The sequence below is a fragment of the Pseudoclavibacter sp. CFCC 14310 genome, assembly GCF_008831165.1.
In the GTDB taxonomy this organism is placed as follows: domain Bacteria; phylum Actinomycetota; class Actinomycetes; order Actinomycetales; family Microbacteriaceae; genus Pseudoclavibacter_A.
Genome location: NZ_WBKC01000004.1, coordinates 390,878 through 414,222, shown reverse-complemented (window position 1 = coordinate 414,222; position 23,345 = coordinate 390,878). Strand labels below are relative to the sequence as shown.

At 64.9% G+C, this 23,345-nt stretch carries 21 protein-coding genes; 18 read left to right on the top strand and 3 right to left on the bottom strand.

Annotation, left to right across the window (positions count from 1 at the left end; genetic code table 11):
- Positions 1-64: 64 nt before the first annotated feature.
- The 14 genes from F8O06_RS11390 to F8O06_RS11325 all read left to right on the top strand — a co-directional run bounded on the left by F8O06_RS11390 (position 65) and on the right by F8O06_RS11325 (position 12,458).
- Complete coding sequence (locus F8O06_RS11390; RefSeq protein WP_158030514.1) at positions 65-1,108, top strand: ABC transporter permease; 1,044 nt, start codon at positions 65-67, stop codon at positions 1,106-1,108.
- A complete protein-coding gene (locus F8O06_RS11385; protein ID WP_225733488.1) occupies positions 1,105-2,031 on the top strand; it encodes an ABC transporter permease in 927 nt (308 codons plus the stop codon). Before F8O06_RS11390 ends, F8O06_RS11385 begins: the two co-directional genes overlap by 4 nt.
- 2 nt (positions 2,032-2,033) lie before the next feature.
- Positions 2,034-3,686, top strand: a complete 1,653-nt coding sequence (locus tag F8O06_RS11380) for an ATP-binding cassette domain-containing protein (RefSeq protein ID WP_158038659.1) — start codon at positions 2,034-2,036, stop codon at positions 3,684-3,686.
- A complete protein-coding gene (locus F8O06_RS11375; protein ID WP_158038658.1) occupies positions 3,683-4,693 on the top strand; it encodes a S66 peptidase family protein in 1,011 nt (336 codons plus the stop codon). The genes F8O06_RS11380 and F8O06_RS11375 overlap by 4 nt, the downstream gene beginning before the upstream one ends.
- Positions 4,694-4,714: 21 nt before the next feature.
- The gene (locus tag F8O06_RS11370) at positions 4,715-5,260 is read left to right on the top strand and encodes an Lrp/AsnC family transcriptional regulator (RefSeq protein ID WP_158038657.1); all 546 of its coding nucleotides are present in this window, start codon (positions 4,715-4,717) and stop codon (positions 5,258-5,260) included.
- Positions 5,257-6,078 carry a serine hydrolase gene (locus tag F8O06_RS11365; RefSeq protein ID WP_225733487.1) on the top strand — a complete coding sequence of 274 codons (822 nt, stop codon included), beginning with the start codon at positions 5,257-5,259 and terminating at the stop codon, positions 6,076-6,078. The genes F8O06_RS11370 and F8O06_RS11365 overlap by 4 nt, the downstream gene beginning before the upstream one ends.
- The gene (locus F8O06_RS11360) at positions 6,075-7,166 is read left to right on the top strand and encodes a C45 family autoproteolytic acyltransferase/hydolase (protein ID WP_158038656.1); all 1,092 of its coding nucleotides are present in this window, start codon (positions 6,075-6,077) and stop codon (positions 7,164-7,166) included. The genes F8O06_RS11365 and F8O06_RS11360 overlap by 4 nt, the downstream gene beginning before the upstream one ends.
- Positions 7,166-7,963 (top strand): serine hydrolase, encoded by a 798-nt coding sequence (locus F8O06_RS11355; protein WP_158038655.1) that lies wholly within the window; start codon positions 7,166-7,168, stop codon positions 7,961-7,963. The genes F8O06_RS11360 and F8O06_RS11355 overlap by 1 nt, the downstream gene beginning before the upstream one ends.
- 142 nt (positions 7,964-8,105) lie before the next feature.
- Complete coding sequence (gene rpsF, locus F8O06_RS11350; protein ID WP_225732897.1) at positions 8,106-8,441, top strand: 30S ribosomal protein S6; 336 nt, start codon at positions 8,106-8,108, stop codon at positions 8,439-8,441.
- A gap of 2 nt (positions 8,442-8,443) precedes the next feature.
- Complete coding sequence (locus F8O06_RS11345) at positions 8,444-9,073, top strand: single-stranded DNA-binding protein (RefSeq protein ID WP_158038654.1); 630 nt, start codon at positions 8,444-8,446, stop codon at positions 9,071-9,073.
- Positions 9,074-9,275: 202 nt separating this feature from the next.
- Positions 9,276-9,539: a 30S ribosomal protein S18 gene (rpsR, locus tag F8O06_RS11340; RefSeq protein ID WP_158030521.1), complete on the top strand. Its 264-nt coding sequence runs from the start codon at positions 9,276-9,278 to the stop codon at positions 9,537-9,539.
- 30 nt (positions 9,540-9,569) lie between these two features.
- The gene (rplI, locus tag F8O06_RS11335) at positions 9,570-10,022 is read left to right on the top strand and encodes a 50S ribosomal protein L9 (RefSeq protein ID WP_158030522.1); all 453 of its coding nucleotides are present in this window, start codon (positions 9,570-9,572) and stop codon (positions 10,020-10,022) included.
- Positions 10,023-10,239: 217 nt separating this feature from the next.
- On the top strand, positions 10,240-10,953 hold the full coding sequence (locus F8O06_RS11330) for a GntR family transcriptional regulator (RefSeq protein WP_158038653.1): 714 nt from the start codon (positions 10,240-10,242) through the stop codon (positions 10,951-10,953).
- Positions 10,954-11,099: 146 nt separating this feature from the next.
- Positions 11,100-12,458 (top strand): aspartate aminotransferase family protein, encoded by a 1,359-nt coding sequence (locus F8O06_RS11325; RefSeq protein ID WP_158038652.1) that lies wholly within the window; start codon positions 11,100-11,102, stop codon positions 12,456-12,458.
- Between the two features lie 19 nt (positions 12,459-12,477).
- Here the strand turns inward: F8O06_RS11325 and F8O06_RS11320 are convergent, their stop codons facing one another.
- Positions 12,478-13,254, bottom strand: a complete 777-nt coding sequence (locus tag F8O06_RS11320) for a GntR family transcriptional regulator (protein WP_158038651.1) — start codon at positions 13,252-13,254, stop codon at positions 12,478-12,480.
- 274 nt (positions 13,255-13,528) lie between these two features.
- On the opposite strand from F8O06_RS11320, the gene F8O06_RS11315 reads away from it, so the two are divergent.
- Positions 13,529-15,685, top strand: a complete 2,157-nt coding sequence (locus tag F8O06_RS11315) for an alkaline phosphatase family protein (RefSeq protein ID WP_158038650.1) — start codon at positions 13,529-13,531, stop codon at positions 15,683-15,685.
- A gap of 55 nt (positions 15,686-15,740) precedes the next feature.
- Positions 15,741-18,401 carry an LPXTG cell wall anchor domain-containing protein gene (locus F8O06_RS11310; RefSeq protein WP_158038649.1) on the top strand — a complete coding sequence of 887 codons (2,661 nt, stop codon included), beginning with the start codon at positions 15,741-15,743 and terminating at the stop codon, positions 18,399-18,401.
- A gap of 41 nt (positions 18,402-18,442) precedes the next feature.
- Here the strand turns inward: F8O06_RS11310 and F8O06_RS11305 are convergent, their stop codons facing one another.
- Entirely contained in the window at positions 18,443-19,834 is a 1,392-nt protein-coding gene (locus F8O06_RS11305; protein WP_158038648.1) for an NAD(P)/FAD-dependent oxidoreductase, read from the bottom strand.
- 297 nt (positions 19,835-20,131) lie between these two features.
- Here F8O06_RS11305 and F8O06_RS11300 point away from each other — a divergent pair, with 297 nt between their 5' ends.
- On the top strand, positions 20,132-20,704 hold the full coding sequence (locus F8O06_RS11300; RefSeq protein ID WP_158030526.1) for a cupin domain-containing protein: 573 nt from the start codon (positions 20,132-20,134) through the stop codon (positions 20,702-20,704).
- 132 nt (positions 20,705-20,836) lie between these two features.
- A complete protein-coding gene (locus F8O06_RS11295) occupies positions 20,837-22,312 on the top strand; it encodes a peptide MFS transporter (RefSeq protein ID WP_158038647.1) in 1,476 nt (491 codons plus the stop codon).
- A 66-nt stretch (positions 22,313-22,378) separates the two neighbouring features.
- Here the strand turns inward: F8O06_RS11295 and F8O06_RS11290 are convergent, their stop codons facing one another.
- Positions 22,379-23,023, bottom strand: coding sequence for a TetR/AcrR family transcriptional regulator (locus F8O06_RS11290; protein WP_158038646.1), 645 nt, complete (start codon positions 23,021-23,023; stop codon positions 22,379-22,381).
- Positions 23,024-23,345: the final 322 nt, after the last annotated feature.

Below are 23,345 nucleotides of genomic sequence, written 5' to 3'. Positions count from 1 at the left end.
CTGCCGGCCGTCTCGCGACGGTCGGCAGACACAACTGCAACAGTCGAGATTTCAAGGAGTCGACATGCCTGATGTCGTGGCGCCCGTCGGGGCGGTGCTGCAGAACGAGGCAGACGAAGAGAGCGTCGCTGGCGGCGGCTCAGGTCTGCGGTATCTGCTGAACAAGGTCGGCGGGGCGCTCATCAGCCTCGCCATGGTCATCGTGCTCGGATTCTTCGCGTTCAAGATCCTGCCCGGCGACCCGGTGCGTGCCATGGCGCGTGAGAAGCAGATGAGCGCCGAGCAGATCGCCCAGCTGCGGCAGGAGTACGGCCTGGACAAACCGCTGCTCGCGCAGTTCTGGGACTATCTGGTCAACGTGTTCTCGGGCAACTTCGGCGAGAGCTATGTGTACCACCAGTCGGTGTCATCGCTGATCGTGCAGTATCTCGGCCCGACGCTGCTGCTCACGGCGACCTCTGCGGTCATCGCGATCGCACTCGGCCTCTGGCTCGGGCAGAAGGCGGCCTGGCAGGCCGGCGGTCTGTTCGACAAGATCACGACCGGCACGTCGCTGGTGTTCTGGTCGGTGCCGACCTTCTGGCTCGGCCTGATTCTGCTGATGGTCTTCGGGGGCACGCTGCACTGGTTCCCGACCGGCGGCATGGTCTCGCCCAACGCACCTTCGAGCGGCTTCGGACTGGTGCTCGACGTGATCAGCCACATGATTCTTCCCGTGATCACCATGGTCGCGGTCATCTACGCCCAGTACGTCATGGTGATGCGCGCTTCGCTGCTCGAAGAGATGTCGGCCGACTACCTCACGACCGCACGTGCCAAAGGCCTGCGCGAAGATCTCGTTCGTCGCCGTCACGCAGTGCCGAACGCGCTGCTGCCGACGGTGACACTGGTCTTCATGCACCTCGGCGGTCTGATCGCCGGCGCCGTCACCGTCGAGACGGTGTTCTCATGGCCAGGTCTCGGCAAACTCACCTATGAGGCGATCAGCGGTCCTGACCTGCCGCTGCTGCAGGGCACCTTCGTCGTCTTCTCAGCGATCATCATCCTGATGAACCTGATCGCCGACCTCATCTACCGGCAGCTTGACCCGAGAGTGAGGCGGGCATGACCACCACGACCGAAACCACCATGGCATCCACCACATCACCCAGACGGCTGGCCTGGCGCCGCCGCACTCAGGCCATCGGCGACTCGTTCCGACTGTTCAGCCACAGCCGTTCAGGCATGGTCGGTCTGATCTTCTTGGTCGTCATCGTGCTGCTGGCCATTCTCGCTCCCGTGATCGCTCCTGCGCGCATGCTCGACGTCACGCAGCTCATGGATCAGCCACGCTTCGCACCGCCGTCACTGGCGCATCCTCTCGGCACCGACCATCAGGGCCGTGAGCTCTGGGTGCGGATGCTGTGGGGCGCCCGAGTCTCGTTGATCGTCGCGTTCGCCGCCACTGCGATGTCGATGATCATCGGCACCGTGATCGGTATGGCGGCCGGCCACTTCACCGGGTTCACCGGCGGGCTGCTGATGCGCATCGTCGACTTCTTCTTGGTTCTGCCGTCGCTCATTCTTGCGATCGTGCTCTCGACCGTGCTGTCGCGCGGCGTGCTGACGATCGTGATCGCCATCGGCATCACCTCATGGGCCTCGACCGCCCGAGTGGTGCGGGCGCAGACGCTGTCGGTCGAGTCGCGCGCCTACATCGAGCGCTCGCGCGTGCTCGGCGCCGGGCACTGGCACGTCATCTTCAAGCACGTGCTGCCCGCAGTCATGCCGCTGGTGATGGCCAACACGACGCTGACCGTCGGGTCTGCCGTGATCTCGGAATCGACGCTGGCGTTCTTGGGCCTCGGCGACCCGAACCAGCAGTCTTGGGGCACCATCCTGAAGAACTCCATGGACGTCTCGGCTGCGACGAGCGGGTACTGGTGGTACGTGCTCGTTCCCGGCATCGCGATTCTTCTGGTCGTGCTCGCCTTCACCTTGGTCGGCCGCGCCGTCGAGTCGATCGTCAACCCCACACTGAGGAGCCGCTGACCATGCCGGATCTCGTCTTCGACAACGTCTCGATCACCTATCGCACCTCGGGTCGCAACGACCGAGGCACCGTCGCCGCGGTGAAGGGGGTCTCGCTCGCTCTTCCGGAAGGCGGCACCCTCGGTCTCGCCGGCGAATCGGGCTCGGGCAAGTCGACGCTTGCCATGAGCGCGCTCAGGCTGCTGCCCAAGAACGCCCGCATCGATGGCGAAGTGCTGCTCGGCGACAAGCGAGTCGACGAGCTGAGCTTCGGCGAACTGCGAGCCGTGCGCTGGGCCGAGGCCTCGATCGTCTTTCAGGGGGCCATGCACTCACTCAACCCCGTGCGCACGGTGGGGCAGCAGATTCTCGAGGCCCTCGAACTGCACACCAAGGGCAAATGGAAGACCGCAGAGGCACGGCGTGCCCGTCTGCACGAGCTGCTGGAATCGGTCGACCTGGCCAAGGCCAAGGCCGCCAGCTACCCGCACGAACTCTCGGGTGGGCAGAAACAGCGCGTGATGATCGCCATGGCACTGGCCTGCGAACCGCAGATCATCATCGCCGACGAACCGACGACCGCGCTTGACGTGATCGTTCAGAAGCAGATTCTCGACATGATCGCCCACCTCGTCACCGAGCGGGGCATCTCACTGCTGATGATCAGTCACGACCTCTCTGTGCTCGCCACCGCGTGCGAGCGCATCGCCGTGATGCGCGGCGGCGAACTGGTCGAGGTGGGCGAGTCGCACCGCATCTGCACAGAGCCCAGTGAGCCGTACACTCAGCAGCTCGCACACGCCTTCCCGACGATCGGCGACCTCGCCTCGCGCATGCATCCGGTGACGCGCCAGCATCGAGACAAACCCGATGACGGGCTGAACCACGAGATGACCGATGAGGTGCTGCTCGAAGCGCGCAACGTGTCGATCACCTACCGCACCGGCAAACGCCCGCACACGGCTGTGCACGATGTCAACCTCGCCTGCCATCGCGGCGAGATTCTCGCACTGGTGGGCCAGTCGGGGTCGGGCAAGACGAGTCTCGCCCGTGCGCTGCTCGGTCTGCAGCCCGTCGATCCCGGCGGCGAGGTGCTCTACTCGGGCAGCCCCATTCCGACGCGGTCGAAAGAGCTGAGGCGCTTTCGTCAGCAGGTGCAGCTGGTGCTGCAGGATCCATCGGCGGCGCTGAACCCCAAGCTCAGCGTCTACGAGTCAGTGGCCGAGGGGCTGCGCATCCAGGGCTACGGCGGTGACGAGCACGCACGCGTGGTCGAGAGCATCGAGAACGCCGAGCTGCGCCCCGCATCGCGCTATCTGGGAGCGATTCCACAGGAGCTCTCGGGCGGGCAGCGCCAGCGGGTCGTGATCGCAGGCGCGCTCGCGCTGCATCCGTCGATGCTCATCGCTGACGAGCCGGTCGCCTCGCTCGACGCGTCGGTTCGCGGCGAGATCCTCGCCCTGCTGCTGGGGCTGCGTCGTCGCCTGGGGCTCTCTGCACTGGTGATCACGCACGACCTCGGTCTGGCCTGGAACATCGCCGACACCGTCGCCGTGATGCACCAGGGGCGCATCGTCGAACACGGCACGACCGAACAGGTGCTGCTCGACCCGCAGGACGACTACACCAAGAAGCTGCTGCAGGCGGCTCCGCAGATCGAGCGGGTGACGGCGTGAGCGCGGCACCCCAGACCGTCGGCGTTGCCGACCATGGCCATGCCAGCACGGATGCGGGCTTTCTCGACGACGCCTTTCTCAGCGAGGCGCCGCTGCGCCCGGGTGATCGCGTGCGCTTGGTGGCACCCTCCGGCCCGAGCAGCGCGGCCAGCATCGCGTATGCCGTCGAGCAGCTGAGCATCTGGGGGCTGCGTCCCGTCGTCGGTCGCCACGCCCACGACACCGACCGGCAGCTGCCCTACCTTGCGGGCACCGACGACGATCGCCGGGCCGACCTCGTCGAGGCATGGCTCGACCCGGAGGCGCAGGCGGTGGTCTGTCTGCGCGGCGGGTATGGTGCGATGCGGCTGCTCGACGAGATCGACTGGTCGGCGATGCGTGACGCGCGCATCAGCGCGGCCGGGCGAGCCAAGCTGCTCACGGGGTCATCCGACGTCACCGCCCTGCATCAGGCCTGGGGTGCGAACGTCGGCGTTCCCACGCTGTTCAGCCCGATGCCGGCCAACGCGGTGTTTCACGATTCGTCGTTTATTCGAGCCGATGTGCATCGTTGGATGATGGAGCCGTGGGGCGGTCGGGTGATCGCCGGGCCTCAGGCCGAGACGCTCGTCGCCGGCGAGGTGCGAGGGCGTACCTTCGGCGGCAATCTGAGTCTGATCGCGGCATCGATCGGTGCCCCTGAGTTCACGCTGCCCACGGGAGGCATCGCGATTCTCGAAGACATCGAAGAAGACCTCTACCGACTCGACAACCTCATGATCCAGCTGCAGCGCTGCGGCTGGCTGCGTGCGGCCGCCGGCATCGTGTTCGGCTCATGGCACGACTGCGCTCCGTCCGACGACGTTCGTGCGCTCATGATGCACTACGTGGGCGATCTGGGCGTTCCAGTGGCCTGGGAGCTGGGCATCGGGCATGACCCCGAAGCGCCGAGCGTTCCCATGGGCGCGACTGCCCGGCTGTGCGCTCCCGCGTCGGAGCATCCCCGTCTGGTCGTCGAGTCGATCTGAGACGCAGAGAGGTGATGCCTGATGACTGAGAGAGTCGACGAGATCGACCGCATCATCATCGATCTGCTGATGCGCGATGGGCGGGCACGTCTCGCCGCACTGGCCGATGCGACCGGGCTGTCGACGTCGGCCGTGCAGCTGCGTCTGCGCCGGCTTGAGAGCACGGGACTCATCACGGGCTATCAGGCACGAGTCGACTACGACCGGCTCGGGCGTTCGCTGACCGCCCTCATCGAGATCACCCCGGTCGATCCCGGGCAGCGGGACGACGCCCCCGAGCGGCTGCATCACGTCGAGGGCATCGTCTCGTGCTACTCGGTGGCAGGCGCGGCCAGCTACGTGCTGTTCGTGCGCGTGGCAGGGCCCGACGCGCTGGAACAGCTGATCGGCAGCATCCGTCTTCATGCCCGGGTCACAACTCGAACCACGATCATTCTGAGTACGCCCTTCGAACATCGCCATGAACAGCTGGCCGCCACGCCGACGGGAGCGCAGACCATGACCGACACCGCAACGACCGACCCCGCAACGACCGACACCGCAACGACCGACAAGGAGCCGCAGTGACCATCGAGATTCCCGAGCTGCATCCACGTGTGACCTGGTCGATCCAGGCCGCCGATGCGCAGACCGGCGAGGTGCTCGCCTCGCACCAGCCCGATACGCAGTGTGAGACCGCAAGCATCGGCAAGATCTTTCTGCTGATCGAGACTGCGCGGCGACTCGACGAAGGCAGCCTGGTCGCGGAGCAGCGCATCGAGATTCCCGACGAGTTGCGTGTCGCCGATTCAGGTCTGCTGTATCGCATGCACGATCAGCGCATCACCGTGCATGACGCCGCTCTTCTGGTTGGTGCGGTCAGCGACAATCTGGCGACCAACGCGCTCATCCATCTGTGCGGCCTCGACTCAGTGCGCGCGGTCGCACCGGAGCTGGGGTATGCGCGCACGTCACTGCATGACTACATTCGCAACGAGCGCACCCCCGATCTGCCCTGGACGCCGTCGTACGGCACCGCCGCCGAGCTCAGCGACGTGATCGGGCGGCTCGGGCGTCGCGAGATCATTTCGGCTGCCGTCAGCGAGCAGGTGCTCGACTGGCTTGCCGCAGACGTCGACACCTCGATGGTCGCCGATGCGTTCCTGCTTGACCCTCTCGCACACGTCGAACCCGAGTATCAGCAGATGGTGCTGCGTCATAAGACCGGCAGCACCGACTTCGCCCGTATCGATGTGGGCGTCGTCAGTGGGCCGCAGTCAGGCGTCGCCTATGCGGTCGCCGCCAACTGGAAGGGTGAGCCCGACGATCTGCGTGCTCCTGTGCTGCGGGCGATGCATGCCATCGGCGAGCAGATTCGCGAGCATGTCACCGGGCTGCCTGCATGACCGCCCAGGTCGAGTCGCTGCCGACTGTCGCGGGTCTGCCATGGACGGTCTTTCGCGGTGATCGCGAGTCGGTCTTTCTCGCCCTCGGTCGCCATCATGCCGAGCTGATCGCCTCGGTGCGCAGCCGTGTCGATCAGCAGTGGCAGTCGCTGATGAGTCGAATCGACGACCCGCAATGGGCCGAACGACTGAGCCGCATCATCGACAGCACCACTCGACAGCTGCCCGTTGAGGCACAGGAGCTCGCCTGGATCGCTGCAGGGGCCGGTCAGCACGAACTCGATCTCTGGGTGTACAACCTGCGCGGTGATCTCGGTCGCGACGGCACTGGGTGCTCAGACGTCTGCACGGCGAACGAGGGCCACGTCGTGCTGGGCCACAACGAAGACGGAGACGCCCATCTCCGCGACGATGTGCGTCTCATCACACTCGACATCGATGGCGACCCCAGCTGCACCGTGATCTGGTACCCGGGAATGCTGCCCGCGAATTCGTTCGTCGCGACCTCGGCGGGCCTGGTCTTCGGCCTCGACCACGTTCCCGTGACGACCCCCGCCGTGACCGGCTGTGGACGGCACTTCGTCGCGCGTCACGCCCAACGCCAGTCTGACGGGGAGGCGGCGCGCCGTGTGGTGCGCGAGACTCCGTGCGCCGGAGGCTTCTCGTTCGACATCGCAGATGCCCTCGCCGGTCGAGCCGACGTGATCGAGAACGCGGCCGGGCGGGTGAGCGAGGTCTCCGCAGCCTCCGCCGCGGTCTGCCACACCAACCATCTGCGTCTCGTCGACGGCACGCAGGCCGGGCTGAGCGTCGCCGATGACGACGAGTGGCTCGCCGAGAGCCGCGCTCGGCGTCGTGCCCTGTCGTCGGCGGTCGAGAGTGCTGAGACGTCGTCGGGCACGGTGGATGCCGCCGGTGTGCTGGCGGCACTGCGCGCGCCCGGCGTGCTGAACCGGCGTGACGACCTGTATACGCTGGCGACCGCGGTGGCCGACCTCACCGGCGATCGCATCACGGTGCAGGCGTCGACGAAGGCGTGGACAGGGCGTCTGAGCGCCTTCGTTCGGGGCGAGCAGGAGGAGATCTGATGCAGGTGCACGACGATGAGACCATGCAGTGGTCGGCCAAGGTGTTCGACATCGACACCGGCGAGGTGCTGCTGGAGCACTCCGTCGATCGAGTGCTCAACACCGCGAGCGTCGGCAAGGTCTTTCTGCTGCACACTGTGCTCGATCAGGTCGATCGCGGAGAGCGGGTGCTTGAAGAGCGGATCACACGTCGCCCGTCGGAGGTCATCGACAATTCCGGGCTCTGGTATCTGCTGCAGGCTGACACGCTCAGCGTCTACGACATCTGCACGCTGATCGGCGCGGTGAGTGACAACGCCGCCACGAACACGCTGTGTCGAGTGGTGGGGCTGGATGCCGTGCAGCAGCATACCGAGCGGCTGGGCTATCGTGACTCGGGTCTCGACGACATCGTGCGCTGGCCCATGCAGCCAGGGCAGTCGCCGACGCTTTCGCATGGCAGTGCGCGAGAGCTCGCGGACTTCGTGGCGCGCATCGCACGCGGCGAGACGCTCACATCGTCGAGCATCGACGTCTTCACCCGGTGGCTGGGCGCCGGCATGGACTGCTCGATGGTCGCCAGCGCATTCAACGTCGACCCGCTCTCGCATTACTACTACGACCCTGAAGTGTGGCTCTGGAACAAGACGGGCACGATCGGCTGCGCCCGCGCCGACATCGGCGTCGCGATGTCGCAGACACGTCGAGTCGCCTACGCGGTGCTCGCGAACTGGCGTCGCGGCGATGACCGGCGCGACGAGGCGCTGGCGCAGATGCGTGCGGTCGGCGAGGACATCCGGCGGCATCTGCTCAGGTGACTCTGGCAGAACTGCTCCTGCTGCTGATATAATTGGTCGGTCTGTGCCGTCGCATCCGTGTGTCGACGACCGGACAGTGAGATTACCCTCCTGCTGCAGAAGAGCTCTGCGGCCGTTCGAGTCCGAAGGAGGTGGGTGATTCATGTCTCAGAACATCAACAAGTATGAGCTGGCCGTGATTCTCGATCCGTCGGTGGATGACCGAAAGGTTGCCACGACCATCGAGAAGTTCCTGGCTGTCGTCCCGAAAGAGGGCGGCACCGTCGACAACGTCGACATCTGGGGTCGTCGTCAGTTCGCATACCCCATTCAGAAGAAGACCGAGGGGAGCTACGCCTTCGTGCAGATCAGCTCGACTCCTGACACCATCAACGAGGTCGACCGTCTGCTGCGTCTGTCAGACTCCGTGCTGCGCACCAAGGTGCTGCGCGCCGAAGACGCTCGTGTCGTGCTGCGTCAGCCCCGGAAGGCCAGCTGACCATGGCTGGCGAGACCGTCATCACGGTCGTCGGCAACCTGACCGGCGACCCTGAGCTGCGCTACACCCAGAACGGTGTCGCAGTGGCGTCATTCACGATCGCCTCGACCCCGCGCAGCTTCGATCGCGCCTCGGGTGAGTGGAAGGACGGCGATGCGCTGTTCCTTCGTGCGAGCGTGTGGCGTGACTTCGCAGAGCACGTCGCGAAGAGCCTGACCAAGGGCATGCGCGTCATCGCCCAGGGTCGGCTGCGCCAGCGGTCATACCAGGATCGTGAAGGCAACAACCGCACCAGCTACGAACTCGACATCGATGAGGTCGGTCCGTCGCTGCGCTATGCGACGGCTCAGGTCGAGCGCGTCGCTCGTGGTGGTGGCCAGGGCGGCTTCGGCGGCGGCCAGAGCAACCAGGGCGGCGGCCAGGTTGGCGGCGGTCAGGGCGGCTACGGCCAGCAGGGCGGTCAGGGCGGCTTCGGCGGTCAGTCGGCACAGCCTGCCGGCGGTCAAGGCGGTCAGAACCCGGGTGGTCAGAACCGCGGCGGTCAGCCCGGCGGCGACGCATGGGGCGAGCCCGTCTCGAGCGGCGACGGCTGGAATCAGCCGGGCGTCAACCTCGACGACACTCCGTTCTAAGCCGGTCTCAGACAGGGCGGTCGGGCACTTCCCACATCGAGTCATGCCATGTGGCATGTTTCGGCGCGAGAATCCGACATCTGCCATGTCTCGACAGGCAGGCCAGACGACCGGGCAGCCGATCGGCGGGCCGACAGCGCGGAGGCAGGGGCGACCCGGCATCCGCAACACACAGTTTCAAGAACTCAGAAAGAAGTAGAAAATGGCTGGTAAGGGAGCAGCGCGCGCCAAGGCCGCGCGCAACGCCAAGCTCAACCAGAAGGTTGTGCCCTCCAAGGTGATTCGCGTCGACGTCGTCGACTACAAAGATGTCAACACCCTGCGCAAGTTCGTGTCGGAGCGCGGCAAGATTCGCTCACGCCGCATCACCGGTGTGAGCGTGCAGGAGCAGCGCCTGATCGCACGCGCTGTCAAGAACGCCCGTGAACTCGCTCTGCTGCCGTACTCCGGCGCGGGCCGCCACTGAGGCGCGAGAAGCGAAAGGGACTGAAACACAATGTCGAAACTCATTCTGACCCAGGAAGTCGACGGACTCGGCACTGCCGGTGACATCGTCGACGTCAAGGCTGGCTACGCGCGCAACTACCTGCTGCCGCACGGCTACGCCGTCGCTTGGAGCGCCGGCGGCGCCAAGCAGGTCGAGCAGATTCGCGCGGCTCGTGCCGCTCGCGAGCTCGCGACCATCGAAGAGGCCAAAGACCTCAAGCTGCGCATCGAGAACGTGCGCGTGCGCCTCGAGACGAAGGCCGGCCGCGAAGGCCGTCTCTTCGGTGCGGTGAAGCCCGCCGACATCGCCGAGGCGATTGAAGCCGCCGGCATCGGCAAGGTCGACCGCAAGCGCATCGTCATCGCCGATCCGATCAAGGCGACCGGTGACCACAAGGCGCAGCTCAAACTGCACCCGGACGTCGTCGCAGACATCACGCTGCAGGTCATCGCCAAGAAGTGACCTCGCCGTGGTGAGCGCCGCAGGATGCTCTGTCTGAGCTGACTGCCCGCTTCACGTGGCGCGCAGGGCCCTGCACCCTCTCGAGGGGGCAGGGCCCTGCGTCGTTTTCAAACGGCGGACGCAGCGGTGATACTCTGGCCGCGCAGGCTCGGGGAAAGACCAATTGAACGACGCACAGTGCATCGTCCCGCCCATCTCAGAAGGTCGCGATCGACTCATGTCTCGGTATTCAGGCGTCGCCGCAGATCTTCGTCGGCGCATTCTTGACGGTGAATTCCTGGTCGGCAGCCGGCTGCCCTCAGAACAGACGCTCGGTGATGACTATCGTGTCTCGCGCAAGACCGTGCGCAATGCTTTGGCGGCACTGGAACGTCGTGGGCTCATCATGGTCAGACGCGGCAGCGGCTGGTTCGTCGCCCAGACGCAGCAGACACAGGGCTTCGATCAGATGCGCTCGTTCGCGCAGTGGGCGCGAGATCGTGGACTCGCTCCTGGCGGACGCATCGTCAGTCGTGAGCAGACAAAGGCGAACGTGCGCGAGGCACGCATGCTGCGCACGCACATCGATGACTCTGTGCTTCGCATGACCCGTGTGCGCACGCTCCAGGAGCGCACTGTGATGATCGAGCGTTCGACGTGGGCGCCGTGGGTGCTGCCCCTGATTCGCGACGTCCCCGACGACGTCGTATCGACGACTGCGACGCTGCGCGACCATGGTCTCCATGTCGTCTACGGGCAGCACCGCATCGAGGCGGTCGCGGCCTCGAGCGCAGACTCGAGACTGCTCGGCGTGCGCAGAAGCAGCCCGCTGCTGCAGGTGCGTCGCGTCACGTTCTCGCGAGACGGTCGTGTCGTCGAGGTGGGCGAAGACCGCTACCTGCCTGACACCATCGTGTTCGAGATCGCGGCCGCAGGAGCCGCAACGGCCTGATGCGCACACCTGGCCCCACTGACGGGCCGCTGCAGAGCATCGGATGCCCGTCGGTCGGCGTTCGTTCACCTGCCAGACATCGGCGCTCGGTTGACTGGTCGGCGTGTGTGCTCATCTGAGCCCGCGGCCCGCCGAGAGAGAGACTCATGACCAGCAAATCGACCATCATGGACACGAACAGCTTCAGCGCCGACGCCCTTGACCTGCTCGACGGCGAGACCCGCCAGCTGGTTGAGCGTCGCCTGACCGTGCTCGGAGGAGCCTACCGGCTGTTCTATCAGCACCCGGTGCATCTCGTTCGCGGAGAGGGCCAGTATCTCTGGGACGCCGCCGGGGCGAAGTACCTCGACATGTACAACAACGTCGCGAGCGTCGGCCACGCGAACCCCACGGTCGCGCGGGCCGTCGCTGACCAGATGATGCGCATCAACACGCACACTCGCTATGCGCACGAGAACATCGTCGACTACTCCGAGCAGATTCTGGCGACGATGCCGAGTGAGATCACGCGCGCAATGTATATGTGCACCGGTTCAGAGGCAAACGATCTGGCCATTCGGGTCGCACGCGAATACAGCGGCGGCACCGGCATCATCGTGTCGTCCGAGGCCTATCACGGCAATACCGATCTCACTTCTCGGCACTCGCCGGCGCTGGGCGGTGGGCAGCCGCTCGACGCTGCGTGCCGTCGGGTGCGCGTGCCGTCAGCGGATGCCATGGGCGGCCCCGGCTCACTGGCCCGAGAGAACTCGGGGCAGGCCTTCGCCCACGAGATTGAGAAGGCGATCGACGACCTCGAATCGCACGGTGTGCGGTTCGCCGGATTTCTGGCTGATTCGATCTTCTCGTCAGACGGCGTGCACCCCGGCCAGGCCGGCTGGCTGGCCCCGGCGGTCGATGTCGTGCACCGACACGGCGGCGTGTTCATCGCCGACGAGGTGCAGCCCGGATTCGCACGCACCGGTGAGGCGTTCTGGGGATTCGCCCGTCACGGCGTGGTGCCCGACGTGATAACCACGGGCAAGCCGATGGGGAACGGCATCCCGGTCTCCGGGCTCTTCGCTCGCGACGAGGTGCTCTCGGCGTTCAGCGATCGGCTGCCCTATTTCAACACATTCGGCGGCAGCCCGGTGTCAATGGCCGCGGCGCTCGCAGTGCTGCACGAGATTCAGACCCGTGATCTGCAGCAGCACGCGCTGCAGGTCGGCGAGCGGCTGCGCACCGAGCTGCGTCGCGTCGCCGAGCGGCATGCCGGCGTCGGCGAGGTGCGCGGGGTGGGGCTCTACACCGGTGTCGACATCGTGTCACCGGCTGATGGGCAGACAGCCGACGGTGCGCTGGCCCTGGCCGTGCTCGAAGGGCTGCGGGAGCGTCGGCTGCTCACCTCGGTGGCCGGCGCCGCCGGCAACGTGCTGAAGCTGCGGCCACCGCTGGTGTTCGACATGCGCGACATCGACCGGGCATGCACGACTCTCGATGAGACGCTCACTGCACTGGACGCCTGAGCTCAGTGGGCGCCCAGGCTCAGCCGGCGGTGGCCAGGTGCGTCGACGGTGAGCTGCGATCGACCGAGTTCTCGATGACGAAGGCGGCCGTCGCAGGCAGATAGCGATCGTCAGCGTATTCAATGGCGCGGTTCTGCCCATCGTATGAGACTCGACGTGATCGCAGCAGTGGAGCTCCACGGTCGATCTCAAGCCACTCGGCGTCGAGCTGGTGCGCTGCGACGGCATCGATGCGATGTCGCGCCCGCACCGGAGTGATGCGCACCGCGCGCAGCGTCTGGTAGATGCTGGCGTGATCGAGGTCTGCGGTCAGCAGGTGCAGCCCGACGCGCAGGGGAAACCACGAACGCTCGAGCATGGCGGGTTCGCCGTCGAGATATCGCGCCCGGATGTTCGTCACCACCGGGTCGCCGACGGCGATGCCGAGTTCGCGGGCGACCGTCTCGCCTGCCGCTCGCCGCGCAGTGTCGACCACGTGTTGGTCTGGTGTGCGCCCCAGGCTGTTCGCCCACTCAGTGAACGACATAAACGTATCGAACGACTGCCCCGGGATCACACGGTGCACACGTGGCGGTGCACCTCGACCGCCCACGACGGCGCCCTCGGCACGCAGCTGGCTGAACGCCTGTCGAATGGTCGCGCGAGAGACACCGAACTGGCTCATCAGTGCCTTCTCGGTCGGCACACGCTCGCCTTCGGCCCAGGTGCCGTTCTGGATGCGTTCGCGAAGCACCAGATAGACCTGCTCGTGCAGGGGCGGAGTGTCTGTGGGAGAGGGGCGGCCAGAACCTGTCATGACAACAGCCTAGGCCGCCGACCGAATCGGCAGACGGACGACGCGTGGCGAACGACGCGACGACACGCGACATCCGCCGAATCGCTGTCGAGAAGACCCCCAGAGTCGGGGCGATCAGGCCTGCTGTGCGCAGTCGGACCCTCATCTGCGGCTGCAGCACCCGAACGGTACCGAGGCATAACCGCATGTTCACCGCGACTTCATCCGCGACTTCTTGCATAGCGTTCGTGCGGCAGAAGCTGCGCACTGAGTCATCCATCCCCAAGGAGTACCCGTGTCTTCGACCCCTGTTCCCTTCGAGCCAGAACCCTTCGATCGCCCCGAGCTGGTTCCCGAGAATCTGCTGAAGCGCGGGTTCTCACGACGTCAAGTGCTGCAGACGCTCGGCCTGATGGGCGGTGCTGCGGTCATGGGGCGCCTGGGCGGCGTCGGATCGCCGCTCGCTCAGGCTGCCGAGGGATACCAGCTGCCCACCGGTTTCGCCGGAGACATGTCAGATCTCAAACATGTGGTGATCCTCATGCAGGAGAATCGCTCGTTCGACCACTACTACGGTTCGCTGCCCGGTGTGCGCGGGCATGACGACAAGCAGGCGCTGCGCTTTCAGAACGGCACAGATGTCTTCTCGCAGCCCAAGGGAACGTCATTCGTGAGGCCCACACATGTGACGACTGTGGCCGGGATGGAAACCGGACTCGATCACTCGTATGCCGGTGGCACCAAGGCGTGGAACGAGGGCCGATACAACGGGTGGATCGCCGCCAAGGGCGACAGCACCATGAACTACCTCACCGGTGATGAGATGCCCTGGCAGTATTCACTCGCCAGCGCGTACACGATCTGTGACATGAACCACTGCTCTGTGGCTGGCCCCACGACGCCGAACCGTCTCTACCTCTGGAGCGGAATGTCGAACGGCGGCACTGGAAACGGCGGCGAATCGAACGGAGACAAGGCGTGGGAGACCTACCCCGAACAGCTGCAGAAAGCCGGGGTCAGCTGGCGCATCTACGTCGACAACAGCGGCAACGGTTCGAGCTGGGTCGGCGACTATACCGACAACCCGATTCGCGGCTTCGCGAACTTCACCACGAACGGCAGCAGCGCGAAGGATCTCGCGAATCGGGCAGACGCCGAGAAGAACAAGCCCGGTGAGGGCATCATCTGGCGTGCCGGCGGCGAGCCGTACAAGGCGTCGGGCGCGCCCAACAACGATTCGGACGAAAACCTGAACGGCGTGCTGAAGAAATTCATCGACGCCTGCAAACCCGACGCCGAGTTCCCACTGCCCGAGGTCTCATGGGTGGTAGCCCCGTACAAGTGGTGCGAGCATCCCTCGGCCAACCCCGAGCACGGAGCACACTTCACGAACAAGGTCATCCAGACGCTGCAGAGCAATCCCGAGCTCTGGAAGAGCACGCTCTTCATTCTGACCTTCGACGAGAACGACGGCTACTTCGATCACGTGCTGCCGCCGCGGCCTGAGCCCGGCACCAAGGGCGAGTTCTCGGACACCACGCCGATCGGATACGGTGCGCGAGTGCCGATGATCCTCGTCTCGCCCTGGACGCGCGGCGGCTGGGTCTGCTCCGAGGTCTTCGACCACACTTCGGTCATCCGCTTTCTCGAGCAGTGGACGGCCTCGCGAGGCAAGCCGGCCAAGAGCTCGAACATCACCGACTGGCGGCGCACCATCAGCGGCGACCTGACCAGTGCGATCGACTTCGCCCACCCGATCGTCGACACCCCGTCGCTGCCAGACACCTCGGCACTGATCTACATCGCGGACAACGACCCGAAGGCGACTTTCACCGAGCAGGTTCCTGAAGAGCACAAGTGGTCGGCGGTCGCTGAGCTGCAGCATCGTCCGCTGGCGTTTCAGGCGCACGGTACGTTCAGCGAGGATCGTGCACACGGCACCGTTCAGGCGAACCTGTCGTTCGCAGGCGGAGCCCGAGGCAAGGGCGTCAGCCTGCAGGCCTTCCCCGACAAGTATGCGGAGTTCTCGAACACCCCATACACGGTCACGGCTGACCAGCCGCGCACTCACAAGGTGGATGTGTCGAAGTCTGATGGCCGATACGCCTTCAGCGTCTACGGCCCCGACGGCTTCGTGCGCTCGCATGCGGGCACGGTCATCCCGGCCGGCCAGAACACGGGAGGCGTACCGCGCGCAGACGTCGAACTCGTGTCGGGTGCAAAAGCCGGTGTGCGCATCACTCTGCACAATGACGGACGTCGCCCAGTGAAGTTCACGCTCACTGCGAACGACTACGACGGGCGCACGCAGTCGGTGCGTGTCGCACATGACCAGAGCCAGACCATCACCTGGCCCACGAAGAACGGCTACTACGACGTCGTCATCACCGCAGACAGCGGCACCGGGTGGAAGCACCGCTATGCGGGCCGTGTCGCCGAGATCTCGGCCTGAGCTCGCATCCGCGGACATCCCACGAATCACGACAGCGAACCAGGAGAACTCTGAAATGCAATTCTCACTCACCAAACGCCGACGAACGCACCAGGCCACGCGCCTGAGCGTGGTCGGGGCAGCTCTCGCCGCATTGCTCGGCATGCTCCTCGCCCCCAGCACGACGGCCTCGGCCGACCCCTCACTCGATCAGGACTTCACCACTCCCGCCGCCACGCAGATGCCGGCAGGCTGGACCAAGACCGACGTCAACACCGCCGGGATGAAGGACGGCTGGGACGGATGGACGTTCCACACGCTGGACGAGACGGTCAAGAAGTGGGGCGCGGGCGGCAAGTACACCGACTTCACGAAAGCACAGGGACAGGTAGCCATCGTCGAATCGGATCAAAACTCGCCGTCGAGCGGTGCCTTCAGCTCCACTCTGTGGAGCCCCGAATACAGCTTCACTGATGTCGAAGCGGTGCAGATCGCCTTCGACAGTCAGTATCGTCAGGGACAGAACCCGCCGGCGCATCTGCTGGTGAGCGTCGACGGCGGCGATCCGACCGCTCTGGACGAGTTCGCCGACACGCGTTCGAATGAGACCGTCGCCAAGACGGTGAACCTTGCTCCCGGCACCCACAGGGTCAAGTTCGGCTGGGAGTATCTCAAGAGCAATAACAACTGGTACTGGATGATCGACAATGTGCACGTCAAGCCTTTGTCCAGCACGAAGGTCGCCGATTTCACGCCGGCCATGCCGAACCAGGTGGGTGGCTGGACGAAGAACGACGTCAACACAGACGGCATGAAACCCGGCTGGGACGGATGGAGTGCGCACAGCCTCGACGAGATCGACTCCACCTGGGGGTCGAACGGTCGATTCTCGGAGTTCACCAAGGCTCAGGGGTCGGTCGCAGTCGTCGAGTCGGACGGCAACAAACCGACCAGCGGCAAGTTCAGCTCGACGCTGTGGTCGCCCACCTATCAGTTCGACGGCAAGAAGCCGTATGCGCAAATCACCTTCGACAGCCAGTACCGAAGCGGACAGAACTCGCCGGCACACCTGGTGGCGAGCATCGATGGTGCGCAACCGGTCAGCATTGACGACTACTCAGCCGATCGCTTCAACGAGACCGTGACCAAGTATGTCGAGCTCGGCGCCGGGGCACACACCGTCAAGTTCGGCTGGCAGTATCTGAACAGCAGCAACAACTGGTACTGGATGATCGACAATGTCCAGGTGAAGGCAAGCACCGGCCCACACACCGGCACGCAGCTGCCTGACGGTTTCGTGACCGACGCCTTCTATACCCCGCAGACTCCCGCTGGCAGCGATGTGCGACTGCGTGCCGCGGGACTGTGGCATGGCGAGGCTCCGGCGAAGTTCGAGAAGACTGACGGCCCGGACTGGCTGTCGGTGAGCGACGACGGCGTGGTCAGCGGCACTGCCCCGGCCGACGAGGTCGGCAGCTACGTGGATGCCACGGTCAGCGCGCCGCTCGGCGACGGCACCAGCGAGATCACGGTCACAGTGCCGGTGATCGCCGCCGATGCGCGCCCCGAGGTCGTCGCGGCGACCTGGAATCTCTGGGACGCCGGTGCGAACGTCGACGATGCGTTGTCGAAAGAGCTGAAAGCGATCGCCGACAACGGCCTCTCCGTCGTCGGTGTGCAAGAGGACGACGGCACCGTCGCCACGAAGCTGGCCGACGCGCTGGGCTGGTATCACTCGCAGGCCAGTGACGGGCTTGGCCTCGTGTCGGCCTGGCCGCTGTCAGACGAAGCCGACGCGACGGCGGATGCCCCTGCCGCAGCCGCGACCGCAGACATCGCTGGCACAGAGGTGCGTGTGTGGGTGGCGGGTCTGAGTGATGAGCAGTATGGCCCGTACCGTGCCTGCTTCGATGGTGTGCACGATCCTGCGGCGCTGGTACAGGCAGAGAGACAGACCACACGTTTTGCGCAGGCACAGGCTGTTGCAGCGCGCCTCGCCGACGATGTGAAGGCATCAGACGAGACGCCGCTCATGCTGCTCGGCGATCTGGAGTCGCCTTCGGGGCAGGACTGGACGGCTGCGACGGCCGCTCAGCACTGCGGCGTCGGTGCAGTTGACTGGCCGGTGACGGCTGCACTGCGTGCAGTGGGAACCGGCAGCACGCAGCTGACCGATTCGTATCGTGTGGTGCATCCAGACCCGATGGCCGATGCCGGTGACACTTGGTCTGCGTTCGTCACCGAAAACGAAGAGCATGCCGCGGCAGAGCCGCAGGATCGGGTCGACGCCGTCTGGTTCGCAGGCAGCCGCCTGACGGTCGAGGATTCGAGCACCGTCGTCGCCGGCTTCCCGAGTGATGCGGATCCGGCCTCGAACGCCTGGCCGAGCGATCATCGTGCGGTGGCGACGACGTTCTCAATCGGAGAGAAGCCGAGCACGCCCACGGATCCCACTGATCCGACGGATCCGACTGACCCCACTGATCCGACGGGCCCAACCATCCCGGTGGAACCCACAGACCCGACGAATCCATCGCAGACGACCGATCAGCCGGCACCTGATGCCGAGGACGAGTCTCATCGTCAGCAGCCGACCGACGAACACCCGCAGAAATCAGCTGACGGCTCGCTTGCCAAGACTGGATCGGAATCGGGCTGGGTGCTCGGCATCGGTGCCACGGCCACTCTGATCGGTGCACTCGTGCTCGTTGCCGGACGGCGTCGCCGTCAGTTCTGACTGACAGCGGTGTGGCTGGTCGGTGTCCGTCGGGGCGCCGATCAGTCCATTCCGGTGATCTTCGCGGCGAAGCGTGCGATGGGTGCCGTGCGCTCGGCGTTCGCCCGCTCCTCTTGGGTGTCTGCTACGCCGAAGAGGCCGTACATGCTGGTGATGCCGATCCATCTGGCGGGCTCGGGCTCCCACAGGGGCGGGCGGTGTCCGAACCAGGGCAGCCTGCTGTATCGGGAGTCGACCCCGCAGATGCGATCGGCCAAGGTGTTGGCTGCGACGAACGCCGTGGTCACACCGTGACCGGCGTATCCTCCAGCCGTGCCGATGCCGGTCTGCTGGTCGAGATCGACGAATGCGCACCAGTCACGCGTGACGCCGATCACGCCGCACCACGCGTGTGCAAGCGGTATCTCTCCCGCATCGGGAAAGTACTCGGTCAGGCGACTGTGCAGCAGCTGCACGGTCTTGTCATCGACCTCGCCGGCGTGATCCGTTCGTGAACCGTAACGGTATGGCTTGCCGCGGCCGCCGATGGCGATGCGGCCGTCGGCCGTGCGCTGCGCATAGGTGAAGACATGAGCCGAGTCGCCGAAGCATTCGTCATCGTTCCAGCCGATCGTCGACCACTGTGAATCGGTGAGCGGCTCGGTGATCACGATCGATGAGTTCACAGGTGCGATGCGGCGCTTCGGCATGCCGTCGATCTGACCGCTGTATGCCTCAGTGCAGACCAGCACGTACGGTGCTCGCACTCGTTGGCCCTGCGCTGTGCGCGCGGTGTGTGCAGCCACGGCGGCGACACGAGTGTTCTCGTGAATGACTGCGCCTCGGCGTTCGACGAGCCGAGCCAGACCGGTGACGAGCAGAGACGGATCGATGCGTGCGGTCGTCGTGTTGAACATGCCGCCCACGGTGCCGTCGACGCGGATGCGCTCGTCGGCCTCCTGCCGGCTGAGCATGGTGATGTGCTCGGGGCGGTAGCCCCAGTCGAGCGCGCTTCGCTGAGAGGCCTCCTGGCGGGCAAGGGCGGCAGGAGTGCGCGCCACGCGCAGATGCCCGCCCTTGACCTGATGAGCGTCGATGTTCTCTTCGCTGAGAATGTCGATGATCTCGTCAACGGCTTCGATCATCGTGCGCTGAAACTCGATGACGGTGTCTCGGCCGGATGCTGCTGCGAGTTTGCGGCGATTCGCGCTGAGCAGCGCCGAGACCCATCCGTCGTTGCGGCCGGATGCTCCGTGGCCGACGAAGTCGCTCTCGAGGATGTGAATGCGCAGCGCAGGGTCGTGTCTCTGCAGCAGATACGCGGTCCACAGGCCGGTGAATCCTGCGCCGACGATGCAGACGTCGGTTTCGAGGTCGGCTTCGAGGCGCGGACGCTTCGTCTGCAGACCGTCGAGATCTCGATCCATCCAGAAGGAGATGTGTCCGTTCTTCATGATCGTTTCGCTTTCGGCTGGTGGAGCAGCCCCGGTGGTCGACTCCGTGAGAGTTCCCCTTGTCAGAAGCTGACTGGAACGTGAAGGCCTGCTGCTGCCCGGAAGGGGGGAGAAACCAGGCAGCAGCAGGTGATATGCATAATACCGTCGTATGAGAATTTGGCAAACGATGTTGGAGTGTGCTCCCTCAAAAGAAGCTCTTTCCCTTATAAAGACAAGGTTCGTCAATTGTAAAAAATGTATTACCAAAAATATATTCTCTTGAGCCTCAGCAGAATCTGGGATTGACTACTGCTCATGACAGACCAGCAGGATCCCACGCTCATCGCCGGCATGCGCATCCGTCGACGCAGACAGGCGCTTCACCTGCGCCTCAGCGACGTGGCATCTCAGGCTGGAATCACTGAGGGACATCTCTCACAGATCGAACGCGGCAAGTCGAACGCGAGTGTGGCGACGCTGCAGCGCATCTGTGCAGTGCTTCGACTCGAAGTGGGAAGCATCTTCGCCCCTTCTGAGAGCGACCAGTCGTCATCCGTGCTGCGCCACGCAGACGCCCAGGGCATTCACTATGGCGAGGGCGCTTCGAAGATCAGGCTGAACCCTCGAGGCTTCGACCATCTGGAGCTGCTGTTGGGAAGCTTCGATCCCGGCGGTTCGACCGGGCCCGAAATGTACACGCACGGAGACTCAGAAGAGATTCTGCTGGTCGTCGAAGGCGAGGTGGACGTCTTCATCGAAGACGAGAAGCACCACCTCGCAGCGCTCGACTCGGTGCACTATCGCAGCAGCCAGCCGCATCGAGTCGTCGAGAGCACCGGCATCCAGCCGGCGCGTGTGGTCTGGGGAATGTCGCCCCCGACGTACTGACGGGCGTCACGTCCCACCCCAAGCTCGCCGCGCTCCTGTTGCGGAGTCGCGGCATGCGGGCGCCGTCCGGGCCCGCACCATCCGCTCGGTTCCCCCACCTCTCCGAGCACCGAATGTCGAGGAGAACGCACGATGACAACAGCACCATACGTCCAGACGCCGCCGGGAGACGCGCCTCACGGCTCCCGCCGAGACCACATTCCCAAGGGCATCTGGCAGATGGCCTTCACCGAGCTCTGGGAGCGATTCTCGTTCTACGGGCTCCAAGGGATCCTCTCGTTCTACCTGCTCTACTCGTTGGACAAGGGCGGTCTTGAGATCGCACCCGCCGCGGCCGCGGGAATCGTCGGCGCCTATGGAGGCTCGGTATACCTCGCGCAGCTGCTCGGCGCCTGGGCCGGCGATCGACTGATCTCTCCGAAGCGCATGGTGCTGATCGGCGGCATCGTCATTACCGCAGGGCACATCGCTCTGGCAGCGTTGCCAGGGCTGACCGGCCTCGGTGTGGGGCTGGTGCTGATCATCGTCGGCACGGGTGCTCTCAAAACCAATATCACCACGATCGTCGGCTACATGCTCGAAGGGGAGGAGACCAGTCGTCGGGATGCCGGCTTCTCGTACTTCTACATGGCGATCAACGTGGGCGCCGTGGTCGGCCCGCTGCTCACCGGGCTCGCGCAGAATCAGCTGGGCTTTCACTACGGCTTCGGTCTGGCCGCGATCGGCATGGTCGCTGCCCTTGTCCAGTACATTCCCTCCATGAAACGGCTGCCGGAGCGGGCCGGCCAGGTCGACAACCCGCTGCCGCGCGATCGCCGGTTCGTTCCCCTCGCATGGATCGCCGCGGCGATCGTCGTCATCGCAATCGCCTGGTTCACCGGCCTGCTGCATGCTGAGAATCTCTCAAGCATCGTGACGATCATCGCCCTGATCGCCGCTGGCGCGTACTTCGCGGTGATGCTGACGTCTCGGAAGGTGACCGCGTTCGAGAAGCGCCGGGTGGCGGCGTTCCTGCCGCTCTTCCTGCTCTCAGGCATCTACTTCGGTCTGCTGTTCCAGAAGTTCACCGCGATCTCGATTCTGGTGACCGAACGCATCGATCTGCACATCGGGTCGTGGACCTTCCCGGTCGCCTGGATCACCATGGTGAGCCCGCTCTCCGCTGTTCTGATCACCCCGCTGATTGCGCGTCTGTGGCAGCGGCTGGGCAAACGGCAGCCGAAGCCGGCGACGAAGTACGCCATCGGCCTGATGCAGATCGGCTGCGCGTACGCCTATCTGCTGCTCATCTCGAGTGTCACCGGCGACGCGACGATTCCGCTGCTGCTGATCCTCTTGTTCATGTGCCTTGCCGGCTCGTCAGAGGTGTTCGTCGGGCCGATCGGTCTGGCTCTGGCGACGAAGATCGGTCCGAAGTCATTCGAGGCGCAGATGGTCGGGCTCAACTTTCTCTCACTGGCACTCGGCTCGTCGCTCTCGGGGCTGCTGGGCCAGCTCTTCACCGCGATTCCGAACGGCACGTACTTCACCATCGTCGCCGCCGCGGGCATCGTTCTGGGCGGCCTGCTTCTGCTGCTGCGACGGCCGCTGAACCGCATCATCGAGTAACGTCGCCGGGGCGCGGCGAGAGCGCTGTCTGCACGTGAGGGTCGGACTGCCTGAAGGCGTCGGCCCTCACGTAGCATTTCTGCCGACCAACGCCGCGGCAAGCCCCACGAAGATCGCTTCTGTGCGGTCGTCGACCCCGGGAACGGTGTGGTCGGCGAGCGTGCTGCTCAAGGCGGGCCCGCCGGTGAGGCTGGTCGCCTCGGCCATGGCGTAGCCGTCTGTCAGCCGCAGCAGAATGTCGACGCAGGTCTCAACCGGCATCAGCGGGTGAAAGACTCCCTCTTCTGTTCCGCGTCGGATGACCGTCATGAACGGGCGCCCCCACTCGAAGTAGAGCGACTCGAGCAGCGTGCGATGTCTGGGATTGTTCATGGCGGAGTTCGACAGTGAGATCCAGATTCGTGCGCGCTGACGAATGTCACCAGAGACGCGGTACCCGTGCAGCAGCGACACCAGCCCCTGCCAGGGGTCGCCCGCATCGGGAATGTTCGACCAGATCTCGCTGATCGTTGCGAGAGTGTGCGCCGAGAGCGCTGCGTCGATGAGATCGTCGCGAGAGCCGAAGTAGTGCTGCACTGTGCCGATTGACACATTCGCCGACGCGGCCACGTCCTGAAACCGCGTGTTCTCGATGCCGCGCTCGGCGATTGTCTCGATGGCATGCCGAAGAATCTCATGGCGCCGAACTTCGCCGCGTCGAGTGACAGTCATGTCATCACGTTACCTGAGGGCGGGCGTGTCGTTGGGGCTCGTCAGCGATCGACTCCCGGTGTGGCAGATCTGCGCCTCACGATGCACGTCGCCCGGAATCACGGAGATCCGCCTGTGGATAACCTGGGGATAAACGTTGTGGAATGAGGCCGTAGTGCGCTGGTCGGGGTGTTGTCAAATGCTGGAAAACCTTCAACATGAGCTTCAGGTGAACTTGTGGTGCGAAGTTATCCACAAGAGAATCCCCGGAATTCCGGGGGAGTTCGGCGCACTTGTGGAAGGGTGTGCACAAAAAGGCGAGTTATTCACATGGTTATGCTCA